This window comes from Nostoc sp. FACHB-152, assembly GCF_014697475.1.
Taxonomy (GTDB): domain Bacteria; phylum Cyanobacteriota; class Cyanobacteriia; order Cyanobacteriales; family Nostocaceae; genus Nostoc_B.
Genome location: NZ_JACJRV010000020.1, coordinates 39978 through 64062 on the forward strand (window position 1 = coordinate 39978; position 24085 = coordinate 64062).

General features: G+C 36.8%; 17 protein-coding genes. 10 read left to right on the forward strand and 7 right to left on the reverse strand.

Annotation, left to right across the window (positions count from 1 at the left end; genetic code table 11):
• Positions 1 to 792: 792 nt before the first annotated feature.
• The 5 genes from H6G76_RS16445 to H6G76_RS16465 all read left to right on the forward strand — a co-directional run bounded on the left by H6G76_RS16445 (position 793) and on the right by H6G76_RS16465 (position 8650).
• Positions 793 to 1773, forward strand: coding sequence for an MvdD family ATP-grasp ribosomal peptide maturase (locus tag H6G76_RS16445; protein ID WP_190702528.1), 981 nt, complete (start codon positions 793 to 795; stop codon positions 1771 to 1773).
• A 234-nt stretch (positions 1774 to 2007) separates the two neighbouring features.
• Positions 2008 to 4083: a patatin-like phospholipase family protein gene (locus H6G76_RS16450; RefSeq protein WP_190702531.1), complete on the forward strand. Its 2076-nt coding sequence runs from the start codon at positions 2008 to 2010 to the stop codon at positions 4081 to 4083.
• A 142-nt stretch (positions 4084 to 4225) separates the two neighbouring features.
• On the forward strand, positions 4226 to 4630 hold the full coding sequence (locus H6G76_RS16455; RefSeq protein WP_190702534.1) for a hypothetical protein: 405 nt from the start codon (positions 4226 to 4228) through the stop codon (positions 4628 to 4630).
• A 191-nt stretch (positions 4631 to 4821) separates the two neighbouring features.
• A complete protein-coding gene (locus H6G76_RS16460) occupies positions 4822 to 6843 on the forward strand; it encodes an ABC transporter ATP-binding protein/permease (RefSeq protein ID WP_190702536.1) in 2022 nt (673 codons plus the stop codon).
• A 130-nt stretch (positions 6844 to 6973) separates the two neighbouring features.
• A complete protein-coding gene (locus tag H6G76_RS16465) occupies positions 6974 to 8650 on the forward strand; it encodes a GUN4 domain-containing protein (protein WP_190702541.1) in 1677 nt (558 codons plus the stop codon).
• Positions 8651 to 8921: 271 nt separating this feature from the next.
• Here H6G76_RS16465 and H6G76_RS16470 read toward each other — a convergent pair whose 3' ends face one another.
• Both H6G76_RS16470 and H6G76_RS16475 read right to left on the reverse strand, forming a co-directional pair.
• The gene (locus tag H6G76_RS16470; RefSeq protein WP_190702544.1) at positions 8922 to 9614 is read right to left on the reverse strand and encodes a hypothetical protein; all 693 of its coding nucleotides are present in this window, start codon (positions 9612 to 9614) and stop codon (positions 8922 to 8924) included.
• A gap of 258 nt (positions 9615 to 9872) precedes the next feature.
• Complete coding sequence (locus tag H6G76_RS16475; protein ID WP_190702546.1) at positions 9873 to 10397, reverse strand: hypothetical protein; 525 nt, start codon at positions 10395 to 10397, stop codon at positions 9873 to 9875.
• Between the two features lie 319 nt (positions 10398 to 10716).
• On the opposite strand from H6G76_RS16475, the gene H6G76_RS16480 reads away from it, so the two are divergent.
• Entirely contained in the window at positions 10717 to 11967 is a 1251-nt protein-coding gene (locus tag H6G76_RS16480; protein WP_190702551.1) for a glycoside hydrolase family 10 protein, read from the forward strand.
• 247 nt (positions 11968 to 12214) lie between these two features.
• Here H6G76_RS16480 and H6G76_RS16485 read toward each other — a convergent pair whose 3' ends face one another.
• From H6G76_RS16485 to H6G76_RS16500, 4 genes are all read right to left on the reverse strand, one after another.
• Positions 12215 to 13702, reverse strand: coding sequence for a site-2 protease family protein (locus tag H6G76_RS16485; protein ID WP_190702554.1), 1488 nt, complete (start codon positions 13700 to 13702; stop codon positions 12215 to 12217).
• Between the two features lie 113 nt (positions 13703 to 13815).
• The gene (locus H6G76_RS16490) at positions 13816 to 14898 is read right to left on the reverse strand and encodes a DUF4350 domain-containing protein (RefSeq protein ID WP_190702556.1); all 1083 of its coding nucleotides are present in this window, start codon (positions 14896 to 14898) and stop codon (positions 13816 to 13818) included.
• Between the two features lie 33 nt (positions 14899 to 14931).
• Positions 14932 to 15546, reverse strand: coding sequence for a DUF4129 domain-containing protein (locus tag H6G76_RS16495; RefSeq protein ID WP_190702559.1), 615 nt, complete (start codon positions 15544 to 15546; stop codon positions 14932 to 14934).
• A 7-nt stretch (positions 15547 to 15553) separates the two neighbouring features.
• Positions 15554 to 16033, reverse strand: coding sequence for a DUF2243 domain-containing protein (locus H6G76_RS16500; RefSeq protein WP_190702562.1), 480 nt, complete (start codon positions 16031 to 16033; stop codon positions 15554 to 15556).
• A 290-nt stretch (positions 16034 to 16323) separates the two neighbouring features.
• Here H6G76_RS16500 and H6G76_RS16505 point away from each other — a divergent pair, with 290 nt between their 5' ends.
• From H6G76_RS16505 to H6G76_RS16515, 3 genes are all read left to right on the forward strand, one after another.
• Positions 16324 to 16962 (forward strand): histidine phosphatase family protein, encoded by a 639-nt coding sequence (locus H6G76_RS16505; protein WP_190702565.1) that lies wholly within the window; start codon positions 16324 to 16326, stop codon positions 16960 to 16962.
• A gap of 494 nt (positions 16963 to 17456) precedes the next feature.
• Positions 17457 to 18032 (forward strand): LemA family protein, encoded by a 576-nt coding sequence (locus H6G76_RS16510; RefSeq protein ID WP_190702568.1) that lies wholly within the window; start codon positions 17457 to 17459, stop codon positions 18030 to 18032.
• Between the two features lie 38 nt (positions 18033 to 18070).
• Complete coding sequence (locus H6G76_RS16515) at positions 18071 to 19984, forward strand: DUF3137 domain-containing protein (protein WP_190702571.1); 1914 nt, start codon at positions 18071 to 18073, stop codon at positions 19982 to 19984.
• Positions 19985 to 20162: 178 nt separating this feature from the next.
• Here the strand turns inward: H6G76_RS16515 and H6G76_RS16520 are convergent, their stop codons facing one another.
• Positions 20163 to 21215, reverse strand: coding sequence for a hypothetical protein (locus tag H6G76_RS16520; RefSeq protein ID WP_190702574.1), 1053 nt, complete (start codon positions 21213 to 21215; stop codon positions 20163 to 20165).
• Between the two features lie 802 nt (positions 21216 to 22017).
• Between H6G76_RS16520 and H6G76_RS16525 the strand changes: the two genes are divergently transcribed.
• Positions 22018 to 23946 carry an alpha-amylase family glycosyl hydrolase gene (locus tag H6G76_RS16525; protein WP_190702577.1) on the forward strand — a complete coding sequence of 643 codons (1929 nt, stop codon included), beginning with the start codon at positions 22018 to 22020 and terminating at the stop codon, positions 23944 to 23946.
• Positions 23947 to 24085 lie beyond the last annotated feature (139 nt).

Genomic DNA, 24085 nt, shown 5'->3' on the forward strand with positions numbered 1-24085 from the left:
TGACATATTTGTGTTACAACAAAAAATAATGTGCAAATAGAGCCTTTGTAGCCCTAACAATATTTACCCTTGATTAAATAGATAAACTTACTTCGCTAAATTTTTAGTAAATATTCCTAAAAGACACAGATAAAACCTCATTTATCTAGTTGCAAATAGATAAATTTTGCCTTACTTATTACTAAAAATTTTCTATGATTGTCTAAATGCATTAGGTTGCAGATACTTTTTAGATTCAGCTACTCAGTAATTAAAATTGTTGCTAATTAAAAATAAAAATTTAATTTTGGCAATTCTTCAGTAGATAGATAATCTCAGTTTTTTCAAAAAAATGCAATAACAGTTAAGACAGTTAAGTGGACAGTTAAGCAGATATTTAAGACAGTTAAGACATTTAAGACAGTTAACAATATTTAAAAATTTAATAAATAATTACTGGCGGAAATCACAGAATCCTTGCATTTATTTACAAACCGCCTTTTAACTACCTTCTCATTAATTCCTTAACTGTCTTAAATTTCCTTGTACACATACTTAATTAGTGGTATGTGTTTAATGGCTACAACAATAGGACTCACGCAACTAGTAGATTAAATCAAGGTGAAAGTTGTCAAAACTTGCCAATTTCAAGTGCGATCGCACATAGCCTACTGTCAACTAAATTCAGGCATGATTCTTGTGGGATAGGCATTAGAGACGGGCAAGAAGCTGATCATACAAAACAACAAAATCATCTCGCACTTTAGGCAAAGCCCAAATTAAATATTTCATACTTCATATTTCATAATTTTTATGACCGTTTTAATAGTTACGTTTAGCAACGACAACGAAAGCATTCCGCTAGTAATCAAAGAAATTGAGGCTAGAGGTGAAAAAACATTTCGGTTTGATACAGACAGATATCCTACCGAAGTCAAGCTAGATATCTACTCTGGAGATCCTGAACGGGTAATTATTACTGATGGTGAACAAAAGCTTGATTTGAGTGAAGTGTCCTCAGTTTGGTATCGGCGGATGCGCTACGGGCAGAAAATTCCCAATTCGATGGATAAGCAATATAGAGATGCGTCAATTCAGGAATGTCGGGTTACTGTTAGAGGGATGATTACCAGCCTCCCAGGATTCCACTTTGATAAAATATCCAATGTGGATCGGGCTAATAATAAGCAACTACAGTTGAAAGTTGCAAAAGAAGTTGGACTTTTAACTCCCCGGACTCTAACTTCTAATAATCCTGAAGCAGTCAAGCAATTCGCTCAAGATTGTCAAGAGCAAGGCATAATCACCAAGATGCTTGCTTCTTTTGCTATCTATGATGACCAAGGAAGAGAAAACGTTGTATTTACTACTCCAGTTACAAATGATGATCTGGAGAATATGGAAGGGCTACGTTTTTGTCCAATGACATTTCAAGAAAACGTACCGAAGGCGTTGGAGTTGCGGACAACTATTGTCGGACACCGCGTATTTACTGCCGCAGTAGATTCTCAAAGCTTGGCAGGATCTACTTACGACTGGCGCAAAGAGGGGAGAGCCTTAGCTAAGAACTGGCAACCATACAACTTGCCAGAAGATATTGAGAAAAAGCTGCTCAAATTAATGGCTGAGTTTGGCTTAAACTACGGAGCAATTGATATTATTGTCACCCCCGATGGTCGGTACGTATTCCTCGAAGTTAACCCAGTCGGGGAATTTTTTTGGTTAGAGTTATATTCACCACACTATCCCATTTCACAGGCGATCGCAGAAGTATTAGTAAATAATAAAAATTAGGTAAAAATAGCAGCTAAACCATCTACCTCAACTACAATTTTGAAGGTCAGCCGTGTTTCTTTTAATAGATTGTTATTTAATATAGGATTAGTATTTGATTGAAAAATCAGTACATTGTTATCTGTTTTTGTTTCGCCTGTTGCCTGACTACAAAAGTATATTCAGTAATCAAACCGGATTCCTATACCTGATTTTTTAAACTAATAATTATTTATATTTGGAGATTAAAATCTTGTGACAGACATAATAAATGCACAAACAGTTTTAACATTTGATGGTGTGGATGATTATATAGATTTTGGCAGAAAAGATATTAGCGGTGTTTTTGCCGAAGGGAGTGCCGCCTTTACAGTTTCAGGATGGATAAAACCTCACCAACTAACAAATAAATCTACTAGTTACGGCACACGCAATGTATTCTTTGCTCGTTCATCAGAGCGATACAGCGATAATTTTGAGTTTGGTATTAGTGAAACAGGAAGCTTAGATGTTTTTATTGATGAAACTGTTAGTAAAAATAGCAAAACTTTTGGTCAAGGAGAATTAACTATAGGACAATGGCACTTTTTTGCCATTATTTTTAATAGTGGTCAAGTAACCATATATCTTGATGATAATAAATATAACGATTCTCTGAGAGGGACATCTTTAAACAAAGCAACAAGTTCTGTAACTCTGGGCGCAACTTTACACAAACAAGTTTATTTCAATGGGCAATTAGCAAACATTAGCGTTTGGAATTATCCTTGTACTCATGAACAACTCCAGATTCATCGTTGTGGACTAATAGTTGGCGATGAAGAAGGATTAGTAGCCTATTGGAAATTAGATGACGGAGAAGGAACAACTGTCACAAACAAAGTAGGAAAGTCTTATCAAGGTAATTTTCGTGGGAATCCTAGTTGGGATTTAGCAGAAATTCCCTTTGCTACACAATCACCAAGTCCAGTTCCGTTTGCAGCACCATTATCTAATCAAGAAGAAACTCAAGAACAGATTCAAATTGAAACAGAAGTTACTCCCGAAGAAAATCTTGCCACTCTAACTACAAATTTATTAGCAGCAACAGTATCAATAGTCAGTGAAGAAGAAAACCAATCGCCGGAAATTCAGCAGACAGAAGCAAACAAAGAAGAATCCGAGATTATTCCCACCTTAGTAAGTCTCCAGCCACATGAAGACGAAACCGAAGTTCCTGAAAATATCCCACAAGTACAAACATTCACTCAGGAGGAATCGCCAGAAAGTATGAATACAAAAGCCCATCCCAAATATAAAATACTGACCATTGATGGAGGTGGTATTCGGGGCATTATTCCTGCATTCCTCTTAGCGGAAATCGAAAGGCGAACACAAAAGCCTATATTTAGTTTGTTTGATTTAATTGCTGGCACTTCAAGTGGCGGAATTTTAGCACTTGGACTAACTAAACCCCAGTTAGGATCATCTGATGACTTGCCACTAGCCCAATACACTGCTGAGGATCTGGTACAACTATTTATTGAGTACGGGGTAGAAATATTTTATGAACCATTGATTGAAAGATTACTTGGGCCAATAGAAGATATATTTCTTCAGCCAAAATATTCTTCTGATGGTAAGGAAGAAATTTTAAGGCAATATTTTGGTAGTGCCTTTCTAGAAAATAATCTCAAAGACGTTTTTGTAACTAGTTACGATATCGAGCAACGAATTCCAGTATTTTTAACAAACAAACTGGAAAAACAAGAGAGAGAATCTAAAAGTTTTCGTCATTTATGTGGGGGCGTTTCGCTTCTAGATGCAGCATTGGCAACTAGTGCTACCCCGACCTATTTTGCTCCCCATCGTATTATAAATTCGGAAAATAGTGCCATAGTTTATACTTTAATTGATGGTGGAGTATTTGCTAATAATCCAGCCCACTTAGCAGTTTTAGAAGCACAAATTGCTAGTAAGCGAAAAGCAGAAAAAGCTCTCAATACAGAAGATATTTTATTAGTATCTTTAGGGACAGGTTCGCTGACGAGTGCTTATCCTTATAATGAAGTCAAAAATTGGGGACTTTTGCAATGGGGAAGACCACTTTTAAATATTGTGTTTGATGGTGGTAGTGAAGTGGTATCTGGAGAATTAGAACTATTGTTTGAGCCTAGCGAGCAAGAAGCTAAAAGTTTTTATTATCGCTTTCAAACATTCTTAGATGGAGAGCTAGAGAAAATAGATAATATTAAACTACAAAATACTCGCCAGCTACAAGCTATAGCCCATAGACTGATTTCTGAAAAAAGTCAACAAATTGATGAATTGTGTAGTCTTCTGGTGGGTTAAATTCAGATTTCTTATATCTTGCACCAGGCAACTGGCATACATTTTACACTCGCCAACGCTAGGTGCAAGAAGTAAGATTTTTAATTTCTTCAAAAAAGAAATTAGTCATGTTTTCACCTTATAAAGATTGTAGGTAAGTACAATGGATGAACTCGTCAAAAAAATTGCTGGTTTAGGTCTTCCTGGGATACTTTTTGTGATAGCAACAGCTACATCAGGCGGTAGTGTTGCTGCTGTTGTCGCAATGCTGTCATCACTGGGTGGGCCTTTGGGGCTTTTGGGAGGTTTAGGCTTGCTTGGACTGGTAGGCATTCTAGCAGAATATATAACAGCATTTGGAATTGAAAACGTTCTCAAGCTCATCTATACAGAACGTAGCAAAACTGAATCTGTGAGATTTTTGCTCAAAGAAATTAAAGAGTTACCTATTACAGATGAGCTAAAACTCAAACTGAAACATCACATTAGCCCAATCGTCGTTACTGAGTCTGATGAAGGCCCTACTCCTAAAACAATCGAAATCGTTGATGAGGAACCAGTAATCTAATACATTTGATTTGAGCCTCTCTAGCCCCCTTTTTTAAGGTAGCTAGAGAGGGGTTTATAAGTCTCAAATACAACATCATAAAAATTTTTAGGCATTCGCTGAAAATAAAAATAGCCTCTGAGTCTAACTTAAATTCTCAAAGGCTATTTCAAAATTACTAGTGAAATTATTAACGGCTACATCTTGAGAATATGCAAACTCCATCTGTGCGAGAGCAAAACACAACAAATCCTTTTTCTACCTTAATTCAATTTTGGGATGATGTGAAAGTAGTTGCCGGGCCTTATTGGTATCCGACAAAAGCAGAAGGAAGAGCATTTGTAGATGTGATTCGTTCATGGGGGATGCTGATTCTTCTATTATTATTAATATTTGGAATAGTAGGAGGAAATGCTGCAAATAGCTATTGGAATCGCTATGTAGTTGATCTTGTTATTGAAGAAAGAAACATTGAAAAATATGAAAGTACTTTATGGCTATCAAGCCTGATTGTTGTAGGGATGGTTCTTTTAGTAACTTCCTTGCGATATATCAGAAAAAAAATTATTCTTGACTGGTATAAATGGTTAAATAATTATATTTTAGATAAATATCTTAGCAATCAAGCTTATTACAAAATCAATTTTAAATCTGATGTAGATAATCCAGATCAACGTCTAGCTCAAGAAATAGAACCTATTACTAGTAATGCTGTGAGATTTTCAACTACTTTTTTAGAAAAAGTTTTGGAAATAGGTAGTGCTTTGTTAATTGTCTGGACAGTTTACCCAGAAATTGCCTTTTATTTAATTATTTATACAATTATTGGTAATTTAATAGCGATCTCTTTAAATCAAGTAATATCTAAAGTTAATCAAGAAGAACTTGCTTTTAAAGCTGACTTTGCTTATTGCCTAACTCATGTTCGCAATCACGCTGAATCAATTGCTTTTTTTCACGGAGAGAAAGAAGAATTAAATATAATTCAGCGTCGATTTAATAATGTTATAGAAACTGCTGAACGTAGGCTGAGTTTGGAGAGAGGACAAGACGCTTTTGGCAGAGCATATCAGTCTGCTATTGGTGTATTTTCGATGTTTATTCTGACACCTTTATTTCTTCAAGATAAAATTGACTATGGAGAAATTAACCAAATTAGTTTTGCTTGCTTTATGTTCTCTAATGCTCTGGGAGAGCTAATAGGCGAATTTGGGGTTTCTGGACGATTTTCTAGTTATGTAAAGCGTTTTGCCCAGTTTTCAGATACTTTAGAAGCTGTTAGTCAAGAACCAGAAAAGGTCAATACTATCAAAGTAGTAGAAGAGAACCGTTTGGCTTTTGAGGATGTCACCTTAAAAACGCCGAACTATGAGCAGGTAATTGTTGAAAATTTAACGCTGACTGTTCAACCAGGGGCAGGGTTATTGATTGTTGGCCCTAGCGGTAGGGGTAAAAGTTCTTTATTAAGAGCGATCGCCGGTTTGTGGAATGCGGGAACTGGTCGTCTGGTGCGTCCTCCCCTCAAAGATGTCTTATTCTTACCTCAACGCCCTTACATCATTTTGGGTACTTTACGCGAACAGTTGCTTTATCCGCATACTGACCGAAAAATGAGCGACAAAGAACTCGAACAGATTTTGCAACAAGTTAATCTGCAACACTTACTGACTCGTGTAAATGGTTTTGATACGGAAGTTCCTTGGGAAAATATATTGTCTTTAGGAGAACAACAACGCCTCGCTTTTGCACGGCTATTAATTACGCATCCTAGTTTCACTATCTTAGATGAAGCAACGAGTGCTTTAGATTTAAATAACGAAGGTAATTTATACCAACAATTACAAGAAAATAAAACAACTTTTATCAGTGTGGGTCACAGAGAAAGCTTATTTAACTATCATCAATGGGTATTAGAACTTTCACAAACATCTAGTTGGCAGCTTGTCTCTATAGAAGATTACCAACTACAAAAAGGACTTGCTATTAAATCAGTAAAAAAAGAGCAAATCACAATAGATATTGCACCTCGAAAGGAATGCAAAATAGAACCAATATCTTCAGTAGTAATAACTGAAATTGTAGGATTGTCTCATCAAGAGATTAAAAACTTAACCGACTATTCCCTTGCTACTATTAGAACCAAAGCAAGTCAAGGAAAACCGATCACTACAAACAATAACGTTACATACCGCTATAACAAAGACCCAAAGGTATTGAAATGGATAATAGATTAAGCCTAGCCATACCGTAAAGTAAATTTATCTGAATTAACAAGAGTAGTTTGACTTTAATCTATGACAAAAATATTCTAGTGTGGAAATGAATCAAAATTTAGCAGCTACTTAATATATTTTAGAATCAGTGATGTTAGCTAGAAAGCAACAACTAATTACTTATGCTTCAATTACAATTTATGAAAAAAAATATAAATTTCCTCTGATAAAAAACCCAAGCTTAAAAAAAATTCAAAAAAAAATTCAAAAATGTCAAATTTTAATTAAAAATGGTAATAAGTCTCATTCTTATGTTTGGGGAATAATTAAACGAAAACAAGAAATTAGTCAAAGAGAGATTTTTGCAGAAGTTAAATTACTAATTAAAGATTATACCCAACTTCTTGATTTTGTTGAAAATTATAAAGATAGTTATCAAGAATTTTTGTTAAAATTTATAGATGACTGGAAAAATTTGTTTAATCAAAAATATATTGAAATTAAAAAAATTAATGAAGAAAGAAACAAATTAGAGTTAAAAAATATTGATAATTCTCAAGTTATTGAAAGGCTAAATCTAGAAAAAGAAGAAAACTTAAAATCAATTCTATTATTAAGTAATACGAACCTTTTAATATTAGAAAAGGTAAGATTGCTTAGTGAAGGAATCAAAAACTTAGCAGAAGATACTAAAAATCAAAAGCAAGCTATTCAGCAAATAGTCAAAGATATAGAGGTGTATCAAGAAATTTATGAATATCAAATCAGAGCGACTAAAATTCGGCGAGAAATTGCCAAAATAGCTGAAAAAGCGATTAATTTAGAAAATTATCTCCAAGATTATTTTAGTCCGTTTCAATCTTTAATAGATGAGGTAGTCAAAATAGATGCAAGTTTTTACGCAACTGTAGGAGAAATCCAACACTTAGCTAGTACTGATTTAAATCCTCAATCAAATTTATTAACTATCCAAGACAATAATTCAATTTCTCATAACTTATTTAATTTATTAGTTGCAAGCTATGAGAAAAAAGATAGGTTAGAAGATGCTTTTTTTCAGACACAATTATTAGATAGGCAAGTTTATGATTTTGATTTTAGCCATAATGAAATCAATGTAAATCAAACAATTAGCCTAATATCTAATTATATGTCTACTCAACTAATTGCTCAAAAAAAAGTGTTAGGGATAGTAGAAACAGACTTTGTACTTCTCAATTTTCAACCTGAAGAAACAGAATTAGTAGTATCACCTAATACGGATATTGAATTTACCCAATACTCCGAAAGTAACTGGCACATTGATTATAGTAAATTGCAAAATTTACTTGCAGATTACAAATGGCGAGAAGCTGATATTGAAACAGCTAAATTAATGCTACAAGTCATGGGTAAGAATTATTGGAACGAAGTTTATAAGGAAGATATTCTTAACTTTTCTTGTCAAGCTTTGGATAAAATTGATCGCCTTTGGCAACACTATAGTCATGGCTATTTTGGTTTTATTGTGCAGCAAAGCATTTGGGATGAAATTGGCGGTCAAGTAGATTATGAAACTCAAAAGAAATTTGGCGATCGCCTTGGTTGGCGAAAACAGGGAAAATGGTTAAATTACGACCACATAACTTTTAAATTATCTCCAACAACACCGATGGGACACTTACCTGTCAAATGGTTACACTATGACCAAGATACTTTCGATATTTCTCTAAATTCATCTGTGGAACCTCGATCAATGGCTGCTTGGCGGGTTGATTCTTGGCTCTTATGGCAGATGCACTTATTTTTTACTCGTGCAAAAATTTGTAATGAAAGTTATAACAGGTAACAAGAGATAGAGGACAGGTGTCAGAGTTAAAAGTCTTTTGCTGTCTCAGTTTTATGATTTACTGATGTCCTAACTACCTTGGCTATTGCCATAAGATAAATTTTTTTAATTGTCAAAAAAAATCACCACATATTTGTTAACAGTGGTGTATCACTAATTGGGAACTAATTGATTTGGAATTGATTGGACTCTATGAAAAAGTAGCAAGGTTAACGCCTTGCTAGATTTACCTTGATTTATTCGGATGAAGTGGCTGATTCAAGCATAGACTTTAGACTTCATTTCTAACCAGCTTGATGCGTGAACCACTGTTATCAGCCAAGAACACCCAATGTTGATTTCCAGCACCTACAGTTACTTGCCAACCAGAGAGGAGAATAGGATCGCAAGGGTTGGGAAATGTTGGGCGATCGCAACCATCTGCCCAATCTGTTGCTTGAAAAACTATGATTCTCAAAGATTGCGCTGGTAATCCTGATATTGCTTGCGCCTCTTGTAAAACCGCATTCCTAACTGCTTGTGGTAATTGATTATTTGTATTAGCCGCTAAACGTAAGGAACTACCATTTTTATTGGTATGATAAGTCCATTGTTGTGTGCCATTAGATACCACAACTAGCCAACCAGGAACTAAGGCTTGGGTGCATAATTCACCTGGTTGTGGCAGATCTAAACAACCATTACTCCAAGTTTTTTCACTAGAACTAACAATTTGCAGATCTCTGCTAGCTATTCCGGTTCTGTTGGTTAAATCTCTTAGCACTGCGTTAGCGACGGTTGACGGTAAACTATTTAGTTCAGCTTTAGCTGTGTTAACTTCATTAGTGATAGCTGGTGACAAGTTGGCTGGGTTAGCTGTGGCACTTTTGATGAGTGTTAAACCACTACCAACAGACAAAATGCCTGTCAAAATTAAAGCTGTAAAGATTCGGGCTTGATTAGTAATATGATAAGTTTTCAGCATAAATTTACTAAAATAAGATGCCTTGGTGAGTAAATATTTAAGGTATTAAAGACCGATATTTAGTCATTAATAGCCAAAAAAATATATAGCCCTAAAGCTATACTTTGTTGGTATTTTTAAAGTATCTGTCTTTGCAGGCAGATATTTCCATAGACGCTGTGCTACAGATTGGTGTTTCTAAATTTTTACCACAATTTTGTACGGAACTATATATAGCGATCGCAAGTCTAATCGTCGTCTGACTAGGTTTAAAAATAACTATTTACTATAAGTATTAAATTTTGTTAAGCTATTGGGGCATTGATTTTGTATTAATGTATCTTCAGGAACAGCAACCCGTATGGTTGTGGATGCCCAGTTTTTGAAGTCGGGTGCTAACCAAACTAATTTACACAGAATTTCATTATTTACCCACAACACCAAAGGAAAGTGAAGATTTTTCCGAAACTCATCTCGCATGAGATTGGTGCTAATCAGTAGTTGATTTATTGCTACTACTGACTCTAAACCATACACTATCAATCCTTCAGGATGGCAAACACTGATACTATTTGTGATGGTTGTATAAAGTGTCTCATCTGTAGGCGATAATTTAATTGCTTGGATCGCTACCGTTGAAAATTCTTTTAATAACTTCAGGATCTCCTGCTGTTTAGTAACAGAATCACAACAGGCTAATATCAAAGAAAACTCCCCAGATGCAACTTTAATAGCCCTTACTAGCCTCTGGGCGGTAGTTAAACTGTTAGTCAGAGTATTTTGCGAAGTATTTACACTATTCATTGTTCGCCTCACACTGAGTTATAAAGATAGCAATTATTTGTAGTAATATTACTTATAAATTTATATTTAAAAATAGCAGACTGATAGTTGAAAAAATTTTTTCTGGTAATACATAGCATAATGCTAAATGTGCAAGATATGCCAATATATACAAATATTGATAGATAAGTGAAGTGTAATCTAATTTACAATAATATTTGCAAATTAGAGGCAAAGCAGACTCAGGATGGAAAGCTGATTTTGGCATAGTAGACCAAAAGCAACTTCTGTCCAGATATACTAGTCATTTTTCCATGTCTTCTTTTGCCTGTAACCAAATATGAAAAAACTTGTCAAGTGGTGTGTTGAGTTACTGTGGTGGAATACTCATCAACGTAGAAAGAAAGCACTATTTGCGGTCATAATAATCCTCAGTATGATTGCCCCAGTTATGCTTTCATTTCCGTTAACAGCACAAACTACTATTGGGCGATCGCCTGCGTCAGAATTAAGAGGAGTATGGTTAACAAATATTGACAGTGATGTTTTATTTGAACGCAACCGTCTCAAGAATGCCTTGCAACGACTGGATGAATTAAACTTTAATACCGTTTATCCGGCGGTGTGGAATTGGGGTTATACATTATATCCCAGCAAAGTAGCAGCTAAAGTCATTGGGCGATCGCTTGATCCCACACCAGGGTTGCAAAAGCGCGATATGCTCAAAGAAATTGTCGATGAAGGACACAAACAAGGGTTAACTGTAATTCCCTGGTTTGAATTTGGTTTTATGGCTCCTGCTGATTCCTTATTAGCCAAAAATCGTCCCCAATGGCTGACAAGTCGCAGCAATGGCACAAAAATTGTTAAGGAAGGTATACATAATCGGGTTTGGTTAAATCCTTTCCACCCAGACGTACAGAAATTTATTCAAGATTTAATCGTTGAAATCGTCCGCAACTATGATATTGATGGTATTCAATTTGATGACCATTTCGGTTTACCTTCTGAATTAGGCTACGATGCCTATACAGTAGCACTTTATAAAAAAGAACACCGTGGTAAAGCCCCATCAAAAAATCCTAAAGATCCCGAATGGGTGAGTTGGCGGGCGAATAAAATCACTGACTTTATGAAGCGGGTATTCACAGCGATTAAAACCACGAACAAGAACTGTCTAGTTTCCGTTGCACCGAATCCCCAGCGTTTTTCTTACGAATTCTTTTTAGCTGACTGGCAGAAATGGGAACGCATGGGACTGATTGAAGAATTAGTGTTGCAGATATATCGAGATGATTTGAATGTGTTTGTTAGCGAATTAGAGTATCCCGAAGTCAAGGTTGCACGCAGTCATATTCCGGTGAGTATTGGGATTATAACTGGATTGAAGAATAAATCTATTCCGATCGCTCAAATTCAAACCCAGGTGCAGAAAGTACGCGATCGCAACTTTGCTGGTGTCTCTTTCTTTTTCTATGAAAGTCTGTGGAACTTGAGCAAAGAACCAACCTCAATGCGTCAAGCTGGCTTAAAGAACATATTCCCCACACCAGCAAGTTATCCTAATTTGTTAGCTGGTTGGAAACCTTAATGAAGTCTGAAGTCTGAAAAAATACTAGTAGGTTGGGTGGAGGCGCATGAGAGATGTTGACAGCAATATGCTAAATCTATTTGCGCCGTAAACCAACATCAAATCACTGTAACCTGTAACCCATAACCTAATAAAGTTCAGTTAAACGCGGAGTGTTTGTGGTAATAGTGGCGTGGGCTAATTAATTAGTTGAGTCACGCCACTACAATTAATCTGTTCAAGATTATTCAGACTTCACACTTCATAATTATCCGCCAATACCTAAACGCCCAGCTAGGCCAGGAGTTAAAGGTAGGAGAGTTGCAATCATCAAGAATAAAGCCAAAAGACCTAAAGCGGCTCTAGCATCATCGGGTTCGCTGATTTCATTTAAGCTGGGGCGTTCTAAATCCCGTTGTAAAAACAGAATCACAATTGCCCAGTACATGGCCATAGAATTACCGAGTGAAACTAACGCCAGCAAAATTAAAGTTGCTACTGTTGCTCTTCCAGCAGTTTTGCGACCATAAATCGCTTGAACTACGCGCCCGCCATCTAGAGAACCAGCTGGCATTAGGTTTAAAGCGGTAATTACCAAACCCAGCCAACCAATGATGACTAAAGGATGGACGCTTACTAAAGATGATTGTAAAGCTGAACCAAGGATAACTCGCGCCAAGCTACCTACTAAAATTGAGCCTTGGAAGAACTGATTTGGCAATTGAAATAAACTACCTGGGTGAGAAAGCAATAACCCAACAATCAACATGATTAAAGAGACGATACCCCCGGCGGCTGGGCCTGCCAAAGCAATATCAAACAGTGCTGTGCGGTTGGGTAAAAGAGATTCAAAACGGGTAATTGAACCAAAAGAGCCAATTTGCACAGCTGGTAAAAAGAAAGGCCAGCTAAGGCGCACTTGATAACGACGCGCTAGTATCCAGTGACCAATTTCGTGTGCTACTAAAACTGCAAATATGCCCAGTCCGATGGGTAAAGCTTGGGTTAACCGTTCTGGGGTAGCAAATAAATCAAAGTTCAACAGTAAACCTGCTGTTTCTAAACAGGTGGCGACAGTTGCAATTAGCAATATACCAGCAAAGGCTTTTTGCGCTACTGTTGTCGGTTGGGGATCGTTACGGCTAGGCAGTACAATCACCACAGGTTTACCGTCTGTGTTTTCGACCAAAAATAGGCGATATTGCTCACCCAGACGTTCCCTTAAGCTGGTGCTGAGGCGGTTGTGAACTTCTTGGGGTTCGCCGCGCAGATTACCTTTAAAGATAGCTCCTTCTTGGTAGGCGATCGTTTCTGTGGCGAAAAAGGTATCAAGACCGAAAATGCCTTTAATGGCGTTTAAGTCTGCTTCAGGAATTGATAGAACTTCAATTTTCAGTTCACCGACTGCTGGTTGTTGTGCAGCATCGCCTTCCTGTGAAGAATTAGCCGCTAACCTTTGGGTTGCCCGTTGCTTGAGAATGGCATCTTGCCCGGCAGCCCGCAGTTGTCTACCGAGGTAGATGTACAAACCAGCCGAACCTACCACCAAGAACAGAATACCAACGATGTTGAGGTAAATTCCGGCGGCAAATAAACCGAAGAATAACAGCCAGGGAGCCATTAAAACCACTGACTGCAACCAGGCTAAGATTCCCAGTTTTCCAAAAGGTCTAGCGCGATACAAGCCCCAGCCCAAAATGGCGAAAGCTATCAATAAAATTGTTCCAATTATCGGAGTCTCTGAGGAAGCAAACATTTCCAAACCCTTCGCTGCGAAAGACCAAGCCTGAGTTGGTCAGGTGTGAGAGATACATCTATTAATGTATAACGCTACCTGTTTCCCGCCCAAATTTAGTCATAGGGTCGCTTCTATTTGAAGGTTCGCCATTTTGCCAACCAGCTTAACAGTTCTCGTTCACTTATGCGTTGTTTGCGGGTGGCTAATTTTAATACTGCATCTAGTTCTACGGCACTTGTGCCTGTTTTTTCTTGCCAAACTTGCAGTAATGTTTGCCGTTCTAGCGGTGTTGTCCCTAACCCCAAGGCTTTTTGTAGTTGGAGTTGTTCTTCTTTACCTACCATTTCGATAACAAAGTCGCTAGATTCGGCTTTTTGCAAGACTGTGGCTAAAGCTTGGATATATGCTTGGCTGTTGTCTACAACTTGGGTTTCTAAGGCTATGGGTTTGCCAAAACGCTGATTTTTTGCCCAAATTAACACTAGTAATAAAATTAGTGTTTGCATTAACATAGGTAAGACAGGAGTTTGAGCAAAATAACTCAATAAGTCGCTTTCACCTTCACTTTCTCTGACATCAGCATCTTTATAACCGTGAATATATTCATCTACAAATAATTTATTGCCTTTCTGCTTGACTAAGCTGGCGAGATATTGGAAGTTACTTAAATTATCCTGATAGGCATTAGCGGCTAAGTAAGGAGTTGTAGAAAAAATTACTTTGCCTGGATCGCGTTGTTCTTCCCAAACAATAGCACCGAAGCGATCGCCTAAAGAAACTCGCTGCTGTTCCTTTTCATCAATTTTATAACGTCTCCGTGTGGCAATTTTGACATTACCAAAAGTAGATTGTTGCAGAGAGTGAAAGGTAGCTTCCGTTACAGGTGTTTTAACGCCTAAAATTACCAAAGTATTGCCTTTTTTGAGAAATTCATGTTCCTCAGACAACAAATAAGGTTCTCTTGGGTAGCTACTCACCCGCAGTAAGGTAATCGGAGTTTTCTCTACCTTCAAATTCTCAAGCGGCTTTTGCCAACGCTGGATAGCAATATTCTGCTGTTGCATAAAAGCATACCAAGCACCATAGCCGTCAGCAGACCGATTATAAGTAGAGCCAGTGTAAATTTTAGTATTAGGAGCAGCAACTAAACTCAGTATAATGATGACACCAAGTGCGATCGCTCCTATCCAAGCAATGCGGTTTGAACGTTTCATTGGTGATTGGTCAAAAGGCTAAAGGTTGACACTTTATACTTTCCGCTCAACAATCTCTTGATAGGCTTGCTGACATTGCTGATAATTTTCTGGCAATATCTCAGCATTCCCAAAACACAATTGCTCGTGGGTAGTAATTAAGGTTTCGTAAGGTTGTACTGGGGTGACAGTTGAACTTAGTAATTTTAAATACTCGCCATCTGTGCGGCTGAATTTGTGAGGTATAAGCTTAGTATCATGCAAGTGTTGCAAGATAGCTAAGTAAAGACAACGACAAGCTTCGCGGTAATTACCCTGACGATAAAATTCTTGCGATCGCTCTAACCATAGTGTTACAGATAAATCATTAGCGCGATTTTTACTTGCAGCATCAACAGAATTATTGCCTCTAGATAGCCAAGAATATATATAGGGACTAAATTCTTGCCACAAACGCCAAATCACAAAAGCCGCAAATAAAGCAACTATCAGCCAAAATAAAAAGGTTAGCAAATTACCTAACCAAGGACTAATTTGCCATCCTGGAGACAAGCGTGATAAAGAATTTTGAAAGCGGTCAAGCTGATATTCTACCCATTCTCCGGCTTGTCGCTGGAATTGAGATATCTGCCAACTCCAGCTAGTTTTTTCAAAGGTATCAGTGGACATAGGGAAACTAGTAAGTTTTTTTGCTCTTTTGTAACATTAACCAGCCCACTAGGACAAGCACCGCCCCAAATACTAAAAATCCTAAATCCCAAGCTAACTGATTCGGCCCTGATTTTACGTGATGGATACCCAAAATTTGGTGGTCAATTATCCCTTCAACTACATCAAATAATCCAGCACCAATAAGTATAGAACCAAAAAATGTTTCGGATGACCAATCAACATTTTCACGACCACCGGCGCGCCATAAAAGGATAATTCCTGTCACAGTCAACCCAAAGTCTAAGACATGAAACAAACCATCCCATGCCATGTTTAAATCTATATTTGAGTCGTTTGTTAAAGGTTTAACACTACTAAGCATATGATGCCATTGCAGGATTTGGTGCAATAAAATACCATCAATAAAGCCGCTTAACCCCAGCCCTAAAATGATTCCAGCAATAATCAGTGGTTTTTGTTGAGGCACAATTTCACTTTTGGTCATGATTTTTTATTCACATATAAGTTTTGTTATCACAATAAATTTTTATCTCAGAGATATCTTCTATCTTTTGGTATTACCTGTTTTTAGAGGATGTCTGAAAACTTTTTGATGTTGTATTTAAGACTTGTAGATACCCCTAGCTGAAACCGCTAATTTTATCTTTGATTTCAAAAGTTTGTCGTTGATTGACTTTTTTGGTTGATTACTTTGTCCTGAGGGTACATACTCAACTGCGAGATTGATGGTAGTTTATTTTTGCAATCTCCTTTATTCCAATCGCTATAGAAGCTATGACACTTAATTTATATTTCCTGCGACATGGAGAAACTACTTTTAGTCAAACTGGTAATTTCTGCGGTAAAACTGATGCCCAGTTGACAACAGAAGGGATACAGATGGCAGAGAGTTTTGCTGATGTTTATAAAAAATTGAAGTGGGAAGCTGTTTATGTTAGCCCGATGAAGCGAACAATTGCAACTGCCAAGCCATTTTGCGATGCTATCGGTATGGATATGCAGTTGCGTGACGGGCTGAGAGAAGGTAGTTACGGCGAATGGGAAGGTAAGAGTAAATCGTTTGCCCAAGAGAATTACGCCGAGAACTATATAAAATGGTTGACCGAACCTGCTTGGAATGCACCATTAGGTGGAGAAACTGCGGTAGATATTGCTAACCGTTCTATGCCTGTAATTGCTGAAATTCAAGAAAAATATCCCCAAGGTAATGTTTTAGTAGTTTCCCATAAAGCGACGATTCGGATTATGCTTTGCAGTTTACTGGGAATTGATTTGGGACGTTATCGCTATCGGGTGAATATTTTGGTCGCGTCGGTAAGTATGGTGAAATTTGACGTTAATGGCCCTTTGTTAGAAATATTAGGCGATCGCCATCATATGCCAGATCATATTCGTACTCGTCCGGGAACATAATTGGTAAAGAAAAAGGATTAGATTTTTTAAATCTTGAACAATCAGGTATTAAGCTAATTGCTGAAAAGCGTGATATTTGTTTTGCAGTGATTGACCAATTAAGTAGGTCAAACTAATTAAACATTAAACAACAATAGTGGCGTATCTAACCTAAAATAGTGCATAAAATTACCTCTTGTGGTGTGGGCATCCTGCCCGCAACGGAGGGGCTAGAAGCCCATTCCACAAGACATTTATAATGCAACGCTTTAGCCTAGATACACCCTACCTTTTATGTTTTTGAGTTTGAGTTACTCTTGCTTGTTGACTTGCAAAAATTAAAAGCCTGAGATACCCAATTTATTAAAGAAGTCGGGTATCTCGTTATTTATACGTAATTAACTAATAATATTGAACTGATTATTACTTAATATTACAGTTATAGCCTAGCATTAACTAATACTAAAATATAAAGTACGTAAGTTAATTTCCTTTTTCAATTTCTAGTTATCAATATGCCAACTATTTTGCTAGCACTAGTACCAATATTTATAATAATTTTTGTAATTGGATTTATTATTGGCTTATACAATAAATTAATTCAAAGAAAAAATCAGGTTGAGCAAGCATTTGCTACTATTGACGTGTTACTGCAAAAAAGATGGGATTTAATACCGAATCTTGTAGCGGTTGCTCAAAATTATATGCAATTTGAGAAAAGCACTTTAACAGAGATTGCCAAACTCAGAACCAGAGCAATATCAGAAAGATTAAATGATAACACAAGAATAGCTCTAGAAAATCAAATCTCTAGAAATTTAGGTAATATTACAGTAGCAATAGAAGCATATCCTGAACTCAAAACTAATGAAAATTTTCTTCAGTTGCAGTATTCACTTAATGAAATTGAAGAACAAATTTCAGCAGCCAGAAGATTTTATAATACTGCCGTAACCGAATATAACAATGCTGTGGAAATGTTTCCTACTAACTTGTTTGCATCGTGGATGAACTATCGCTTAAAGGTACAATTCCAAACATCGCCACAAGAAAGACAAAATGTGAATGTCAGAAATCTGTTCAATCCATAAACCATAGTGTAATTTATAAAATTTTATAGGAAAGTTTTATGCTAATTGATTTAGAATTATTTCAATCAGGATTAGAAGCTCTAAAGCAAGAGCGTTATTCAGACGCAGTCAGTTTTTTAGAAAATTTTTGTCAAATCTGCGAAACAATTCCTGACAAGAAATGTAAGGAATTTTTTGAGGCACAAGCAGCTTTAGTCAAAGCATATAATCTGACAGGACAACATCACGAAGCGCGTTTGCGCTGTCAGCAACTAGCAGAAAGTGACAATCCCCAAATTCAGGCTTGGGCGCAACGAATTTTGAAATCTTTACCTGCTGAATCTGCGGTAGCAACTCCAGCAGATAGCAGTCGGACACTGTTAACATCCGAACAAGCATCCGAATTACTTGCAACCGGAAGTAAAGCATTAAAATTTCGTCGCTATGATGACGCTGTGAAAGCCTTAGAGGAGTTTTGCCAAGGAACTGATACAGCCGTAAAAAACTATGAACAGGCGCAAATGTGGCTGGTTAAAGCTTATAAAGGAAATGAACAAGTAGAACAAGCGATCGCACTTTGTCAACAACTGACAAATAGTAATCAAGAAGTAACGCAGATTTGGGCGCGACAATTTCTTTCAACTTTATCACCAACTTCGGCTACTTACACATCATCAGAAACAGCTTCAGAATCAACTTCTCAACCGCAATCTCAAAACATACAGCCAGAAGAAAAAGCTGCTAATGTCAAAATGACAATGAGAAGTTTAAATGACTTCCAACTATTTTGTCAAAATAATTTATTAGATGATTTAAAAAAGTTTGAGGAAGTTAGAAAACTAACGATAAAATCTGTACTAGTTGTTAGTATTATTATATTTATTATTGTTGGCATTCTGATCAAGTTATTTCCGTTACAATATATTATTTTCTGTTTTGTTTCCAAAATTACTCCACCATATTTACTCATATTTTTATTTTTATTAGGATTTTTATCATGTTTATGGGGCTGGATAGCTTTTTATACTTCTGCCACAGAAACTTATACTAGCGGATTTAAATCCAAAATTATTCAAAAGATTTTTGATTTTATTAATACTAATCAAAATTTGACTTATTCTAGTTATGCCTCAGAAGCAGATAATCAATATACTATGTCTGCTTTCCTTCATAGCCAGATTTTTCCAACTCTCTTAAAACCCAACAAATTACAGCAAAATGAATGTATTTATGGCAACGTTAATGAAACACTCATCTTTTTTTCTGAAATTAGTGCAGAAGTAGAATTACAGCATCATTGGGTAAAGTATCTGACATTTTCTAAACATTTAAATATGCTACATAGCATGATGATACCTGGGTTTATAACTAGAATGATTTTTGGAGCTTTTCTGCCATTATATTGTATATTATTGTTAATCAAGTTAATTAAAAGTATTCCTTATATAACTAGTAGAGTAGTGCGAGGTAGAAACATAAGTTATGAAAATTTTCAAGAAGAAGTTTTAAAAAACGAAGTAACTAGAAAAACGATATTTAAAGGATTATTTTTTCAAGCTGAGTTTAATAAAAATATTAGTGGTAGAACTATAGTTTTACCAACTTTATTAAATACAAATCTTCATGCTTTAAACAATAGAAAAGAAAAAGTCATTAAATTAGAAGATCCGGAATTTGCCAAATTCTTTACTGTTTACGGGGATGATCAAGTAGAAGCGAGATATGTTTTATCTACAAATTTAATGGCAAAGTTAGTTAAATTTAGAAAAAAAGCTAAGAAAAATTTTTATGTGTCATTTGTAGAAAACATGATATACATAGCTATTGATTATCCAGATGAAATTTTTGAGCCTAAACTTTTTACAACTATGTTAAGCTTTGCCCCGATGCGAGAATATTTTGAAAGTATCCAACTGATGCTGGACATTGTTGAAGATTTGAATCTCAACAAACATATTTGGAAAAAAAATTAATAGTTATACAGTTTAAGCGAAGAACACTTTAATGTTAGAGATGATTTATAAAGTAAAGGTGAAATTGTAGGGTGCGTTATAGCAACGCTTAACGCACCGAGAGAAGGAGTGAGTTACAAATCCTATAGATACTTCTAAATTTTGACTCTTGGGTGCTGAATTCTTACAAATTGTGTTTTTAAGAGAACTCTATCGTTTCGACAAATGACAAAATATTATCCTTAACATATTCAGCTTCTTCTTCAAGTTCAGCAGGAATTTCACCATTTAAAAAGTTGCGTTGATTGCTAACTATATACAAAAACTCACCATTAATAAAAGCTAGCAAGCCTCGGTATGCATCTAATCTTGTTGAATTTCCATTATTTTCTTGTTGTGATATTGTCGAACCTTTAGGCAGATCAACTAATGCGTAATATGCTCCCGCAAAGATGTCTTCTAGATATTCACTATATTTAACTTGGGCATTTGCTACATTAGTAAAAATTGCTTGAGGGACATACTTTTCTACTAATATTGTTTGCAAATATTCTTTCTGACCTTGAGATTCTAGTTCCTCTAACTGTTCTGGAGGGATAGGATAATAATCAATGCGCAGCAAAGTACCAAAGTCATCAGAAAAGCCAACTACTCCTTCTTGAGTTTGAATTTTTCCTCCCTGCTCTGCATCAACGGGAATCGGAACTGTAAAATTTCCTAAAGGCGATTCATATACATCGTCAGTATATTCTTCTAGTCTGGTTGTGTCATTGTCGTCATCAAGGTAATCTTCATCTTCTGCTGCTTGAAAGGCAGAAATGATTTCTTTGACGATTTCGTCTGCTTCTTCATCTTCTAGTTCTAAAGATGTTTGTAGCTGTTTTAGGAAAGGTTGTTTATCTTTAGGGATATTCAATTCTTCTTCATCTAAAAGTGCAACTACGCCAGCCGCAAAACCATCTAATACTAAATCTTCAGTCAGGGATTCATTAGCGGTGTTAAATAAAGGCCCGATTCCTGCTGTTTCTGCAATCCCTATCAGTCTATCGACTATTTCGATAATTTCATCTTCTGAGTATTCCTCAAAAACCTCAAATTCCCAAAGAATACCTGCTAAACCTTCGGGATCAATTTCTTCAGCCGAAGCATCTGCAATTGCAGTTACTACCGCGATCGCTGCTACAGCTTCTTCTGGAGTTAGGACTTGTTCTAGTGTCTTTTGTGAATTAAAAACTTTGTCATATTTAGTCATAATTGCTACATCCGTTGCTGAATTACTAGTTTTGTTAAAGTGTAACGACTTAAAATTTCAATTCGACTAATTCATCTGGCATTTTATTTGTATTAAATCTGCTTCCCTTTTCTCATCCTCCAGATGAAACATCTACAGAATAATTAGCTATGTTGTCTCACAACTTCGCTCAACTCACAATTAGGCAAAAATTTTGGGTTAATTTGAGAACTCTATCCCTCCTGAATCTTCCTCGGTCATGATATCACCAGTTCTCAGCAATACACTTTGATTTTCATAGTTGCATTCAATCATTTATCTACTGCTAAATGATTACCATAAAAATTCCATTTATAATTTTTTTTAACACTTCTATAAATTCTCTCATCAGCAAACAAAAAATCTCGAAAGCAGTCAGCGATCGCTACATTGAGCAGCTATAGCAATCCTATTTTATTTCTAAAGTACTGTTTGAAGCAGTGAGTAGATTTATTTGTAATTCATTTAAGACTGTTGTACATCCGTTAAGCCAAGGTTAACAAGTATTGCTAAATCCAATATTTCAATATCAATCCACAGGCTGTTTTTTAGAATTTTGTATCAAAGAAGCTTGACATTGTTTTTATAAACACAATTTTTAGGATTAATTAATATTGTTGAAAAAATCAGATAAATTGGCTGCTACATCCTTTAATTTTTATCCTCTAGCAAAAGAAGTATATCTAACGATAGAAATATAAACTAGCTATTGATAGATTCTCTTTACCACGAGAAGGATGGCATAATACCGAGGCGTGAAGTAACACACAGTAAATAAAATTTTATGGTACAAACACCTCCTTCTCAATTCTCTCCAGAGCAATATCAAGTTGAGTCATCAACAGCAGAAGTAGAAGCAATTATCCAAACACCGCCATCAGATACAGAGCTTGACCTAGAATTTCTTTACACTAGAGATATTGAATTTCGCCAAGAAACAATTTACTTTCTGGTTGTAGATCGCTTTTTTGATGGTGATCCCGACAATAGTGAAGGGATTAACTCAGAACTTTATGACCCCACCGGGCAAGACTGGGGTAAGTATTGGGGCGGCGACTTACAAGGTGTAATTGAAAAATTAGACTATCTCAAAAACATGGGAGTTACTGCTGTTTGGTTAACTCCTTTATTTGAGCAAGTAGAAGAATTATTTGTAGGAAATGCAGCCATACATGGCTATTGGACAAAAGATTTTAAACGCCTAAATCCTCGCTACATTGCTAAAGATGAAAACCCTTCTTTAAACGAGACTCAAGAAACTAGAAATACGACATTTGATCGGTTAATTACAGAGTTGCACAAGCGCAATATGAAGCTAGTGCTAGATATTGTTTGTAACCACAGTACCCCTGATACTAGCGGTAGCAAAGGCGAATTGTATGACGATGGCGTAAAAATTGCTGACTTTAATAACGATGTCAATAATTGGTATCACCATTATGGTGAAGTGCAGAACTGGGAAGATGATTGGCAAGTGCAGAACTGTGAATTGGCTGGTTTGGCAACCTTCAATGAAAACAACATTGAATATCGTGACTACATCAAGTCAGCCATTAAACAATGGCTAGACAGAGGTGTAGATGCACTGCGGGTAGACACTGTTAAACATATGCCCATCTGGTTTTGGCAAGAATTTACGGGCGATATGTACAACCACAGACCAGATGTATTTATTTTTGGCGAATGGATTTACAGTCATCCTGGTGACGATCGCTCGGTGGAATTTGCCAATAATTCTGGGATGACGATGTTAGACTTTGGGTTATGTGTAGCGATTCGCGCCGCCCTCGCCCAAGGTTCAGAAAATGGATTTCAGACAATTCAATACATTTTTGATGAAGACCATCGCTACAACGGTGCAACCGAGTTAATTACCTTCATCGATAACCACGATATGCCGCGCTTTCAATCGCTGAACCCCGATCCGGCGATGTTGAAAGTTGCGATCGCCTTAATTATGACATCGCGTGGCATTCCCTGTATTTATTACGGTACAGAACAGTATCTCCATAACGACACCGATGGCGGTAACGACCCATACAACCGCCCAATGATGGAAAAATGGGACAACGATACAGAAGTTTATCGTTGCATTAGATTGCTGTCAGGCTTACGGCGACTGAACCCCGCCATCTCAATGGGTAGCCATTGGCAAAAATATCTTACCCCCGATGTTTACTGCTACGTGCGCCGCTATCGTGATTCCTTGTGCTTCGTCGCCCTCAACCGGGGTGGCGAAGTGACATTACCAGAAGTAGATACAGAACTACCCGAAGGCGAACATACTTGTGTCATCACCCGCAATAAATATGAAGTCAAAGATGGTAAAATTGCCAACTTGCAGCTAGAAGAACGGGGAGTAATTGTCCTTAGCCACGTTGGCGAGAGAATCAAAGGACAAACCATTGTGCGCGTCCAACTCAACGGCGTACAAACCCAACTAGGTGAAACAATTGTGGTGATGGGTGACTGTCCAGAGTTAGGCAATTGGGATATCGCCAAAGCCTATCCCTTGGAATACATCAACACTAATACTTGGTTTGCTGAAATTCCCTTTAACGAAAGTGCAGGCAAACTAATTAGTTATAAATATGCCATGTGGCGCGAAGGGCGATCGCCACTCCGCGAAAACATCACACCCCGTCGTTGGGTAGTCGCCAAAGAAGGCACAGTCAAATGGCGTGACACTTGGGCATCGGGGCGAGAGTCTTAGAAGTCTGAAATGTGCAGAATAGAATAATGTCACATCTACTAGAAGCTTGGTAGTGGCGTACTCTAGCTTAAATGGGATAATTTCTACTGATATAAACAACCCCTCTCCAAACCTCTTACTCTTGGGCTACCGTTTACAC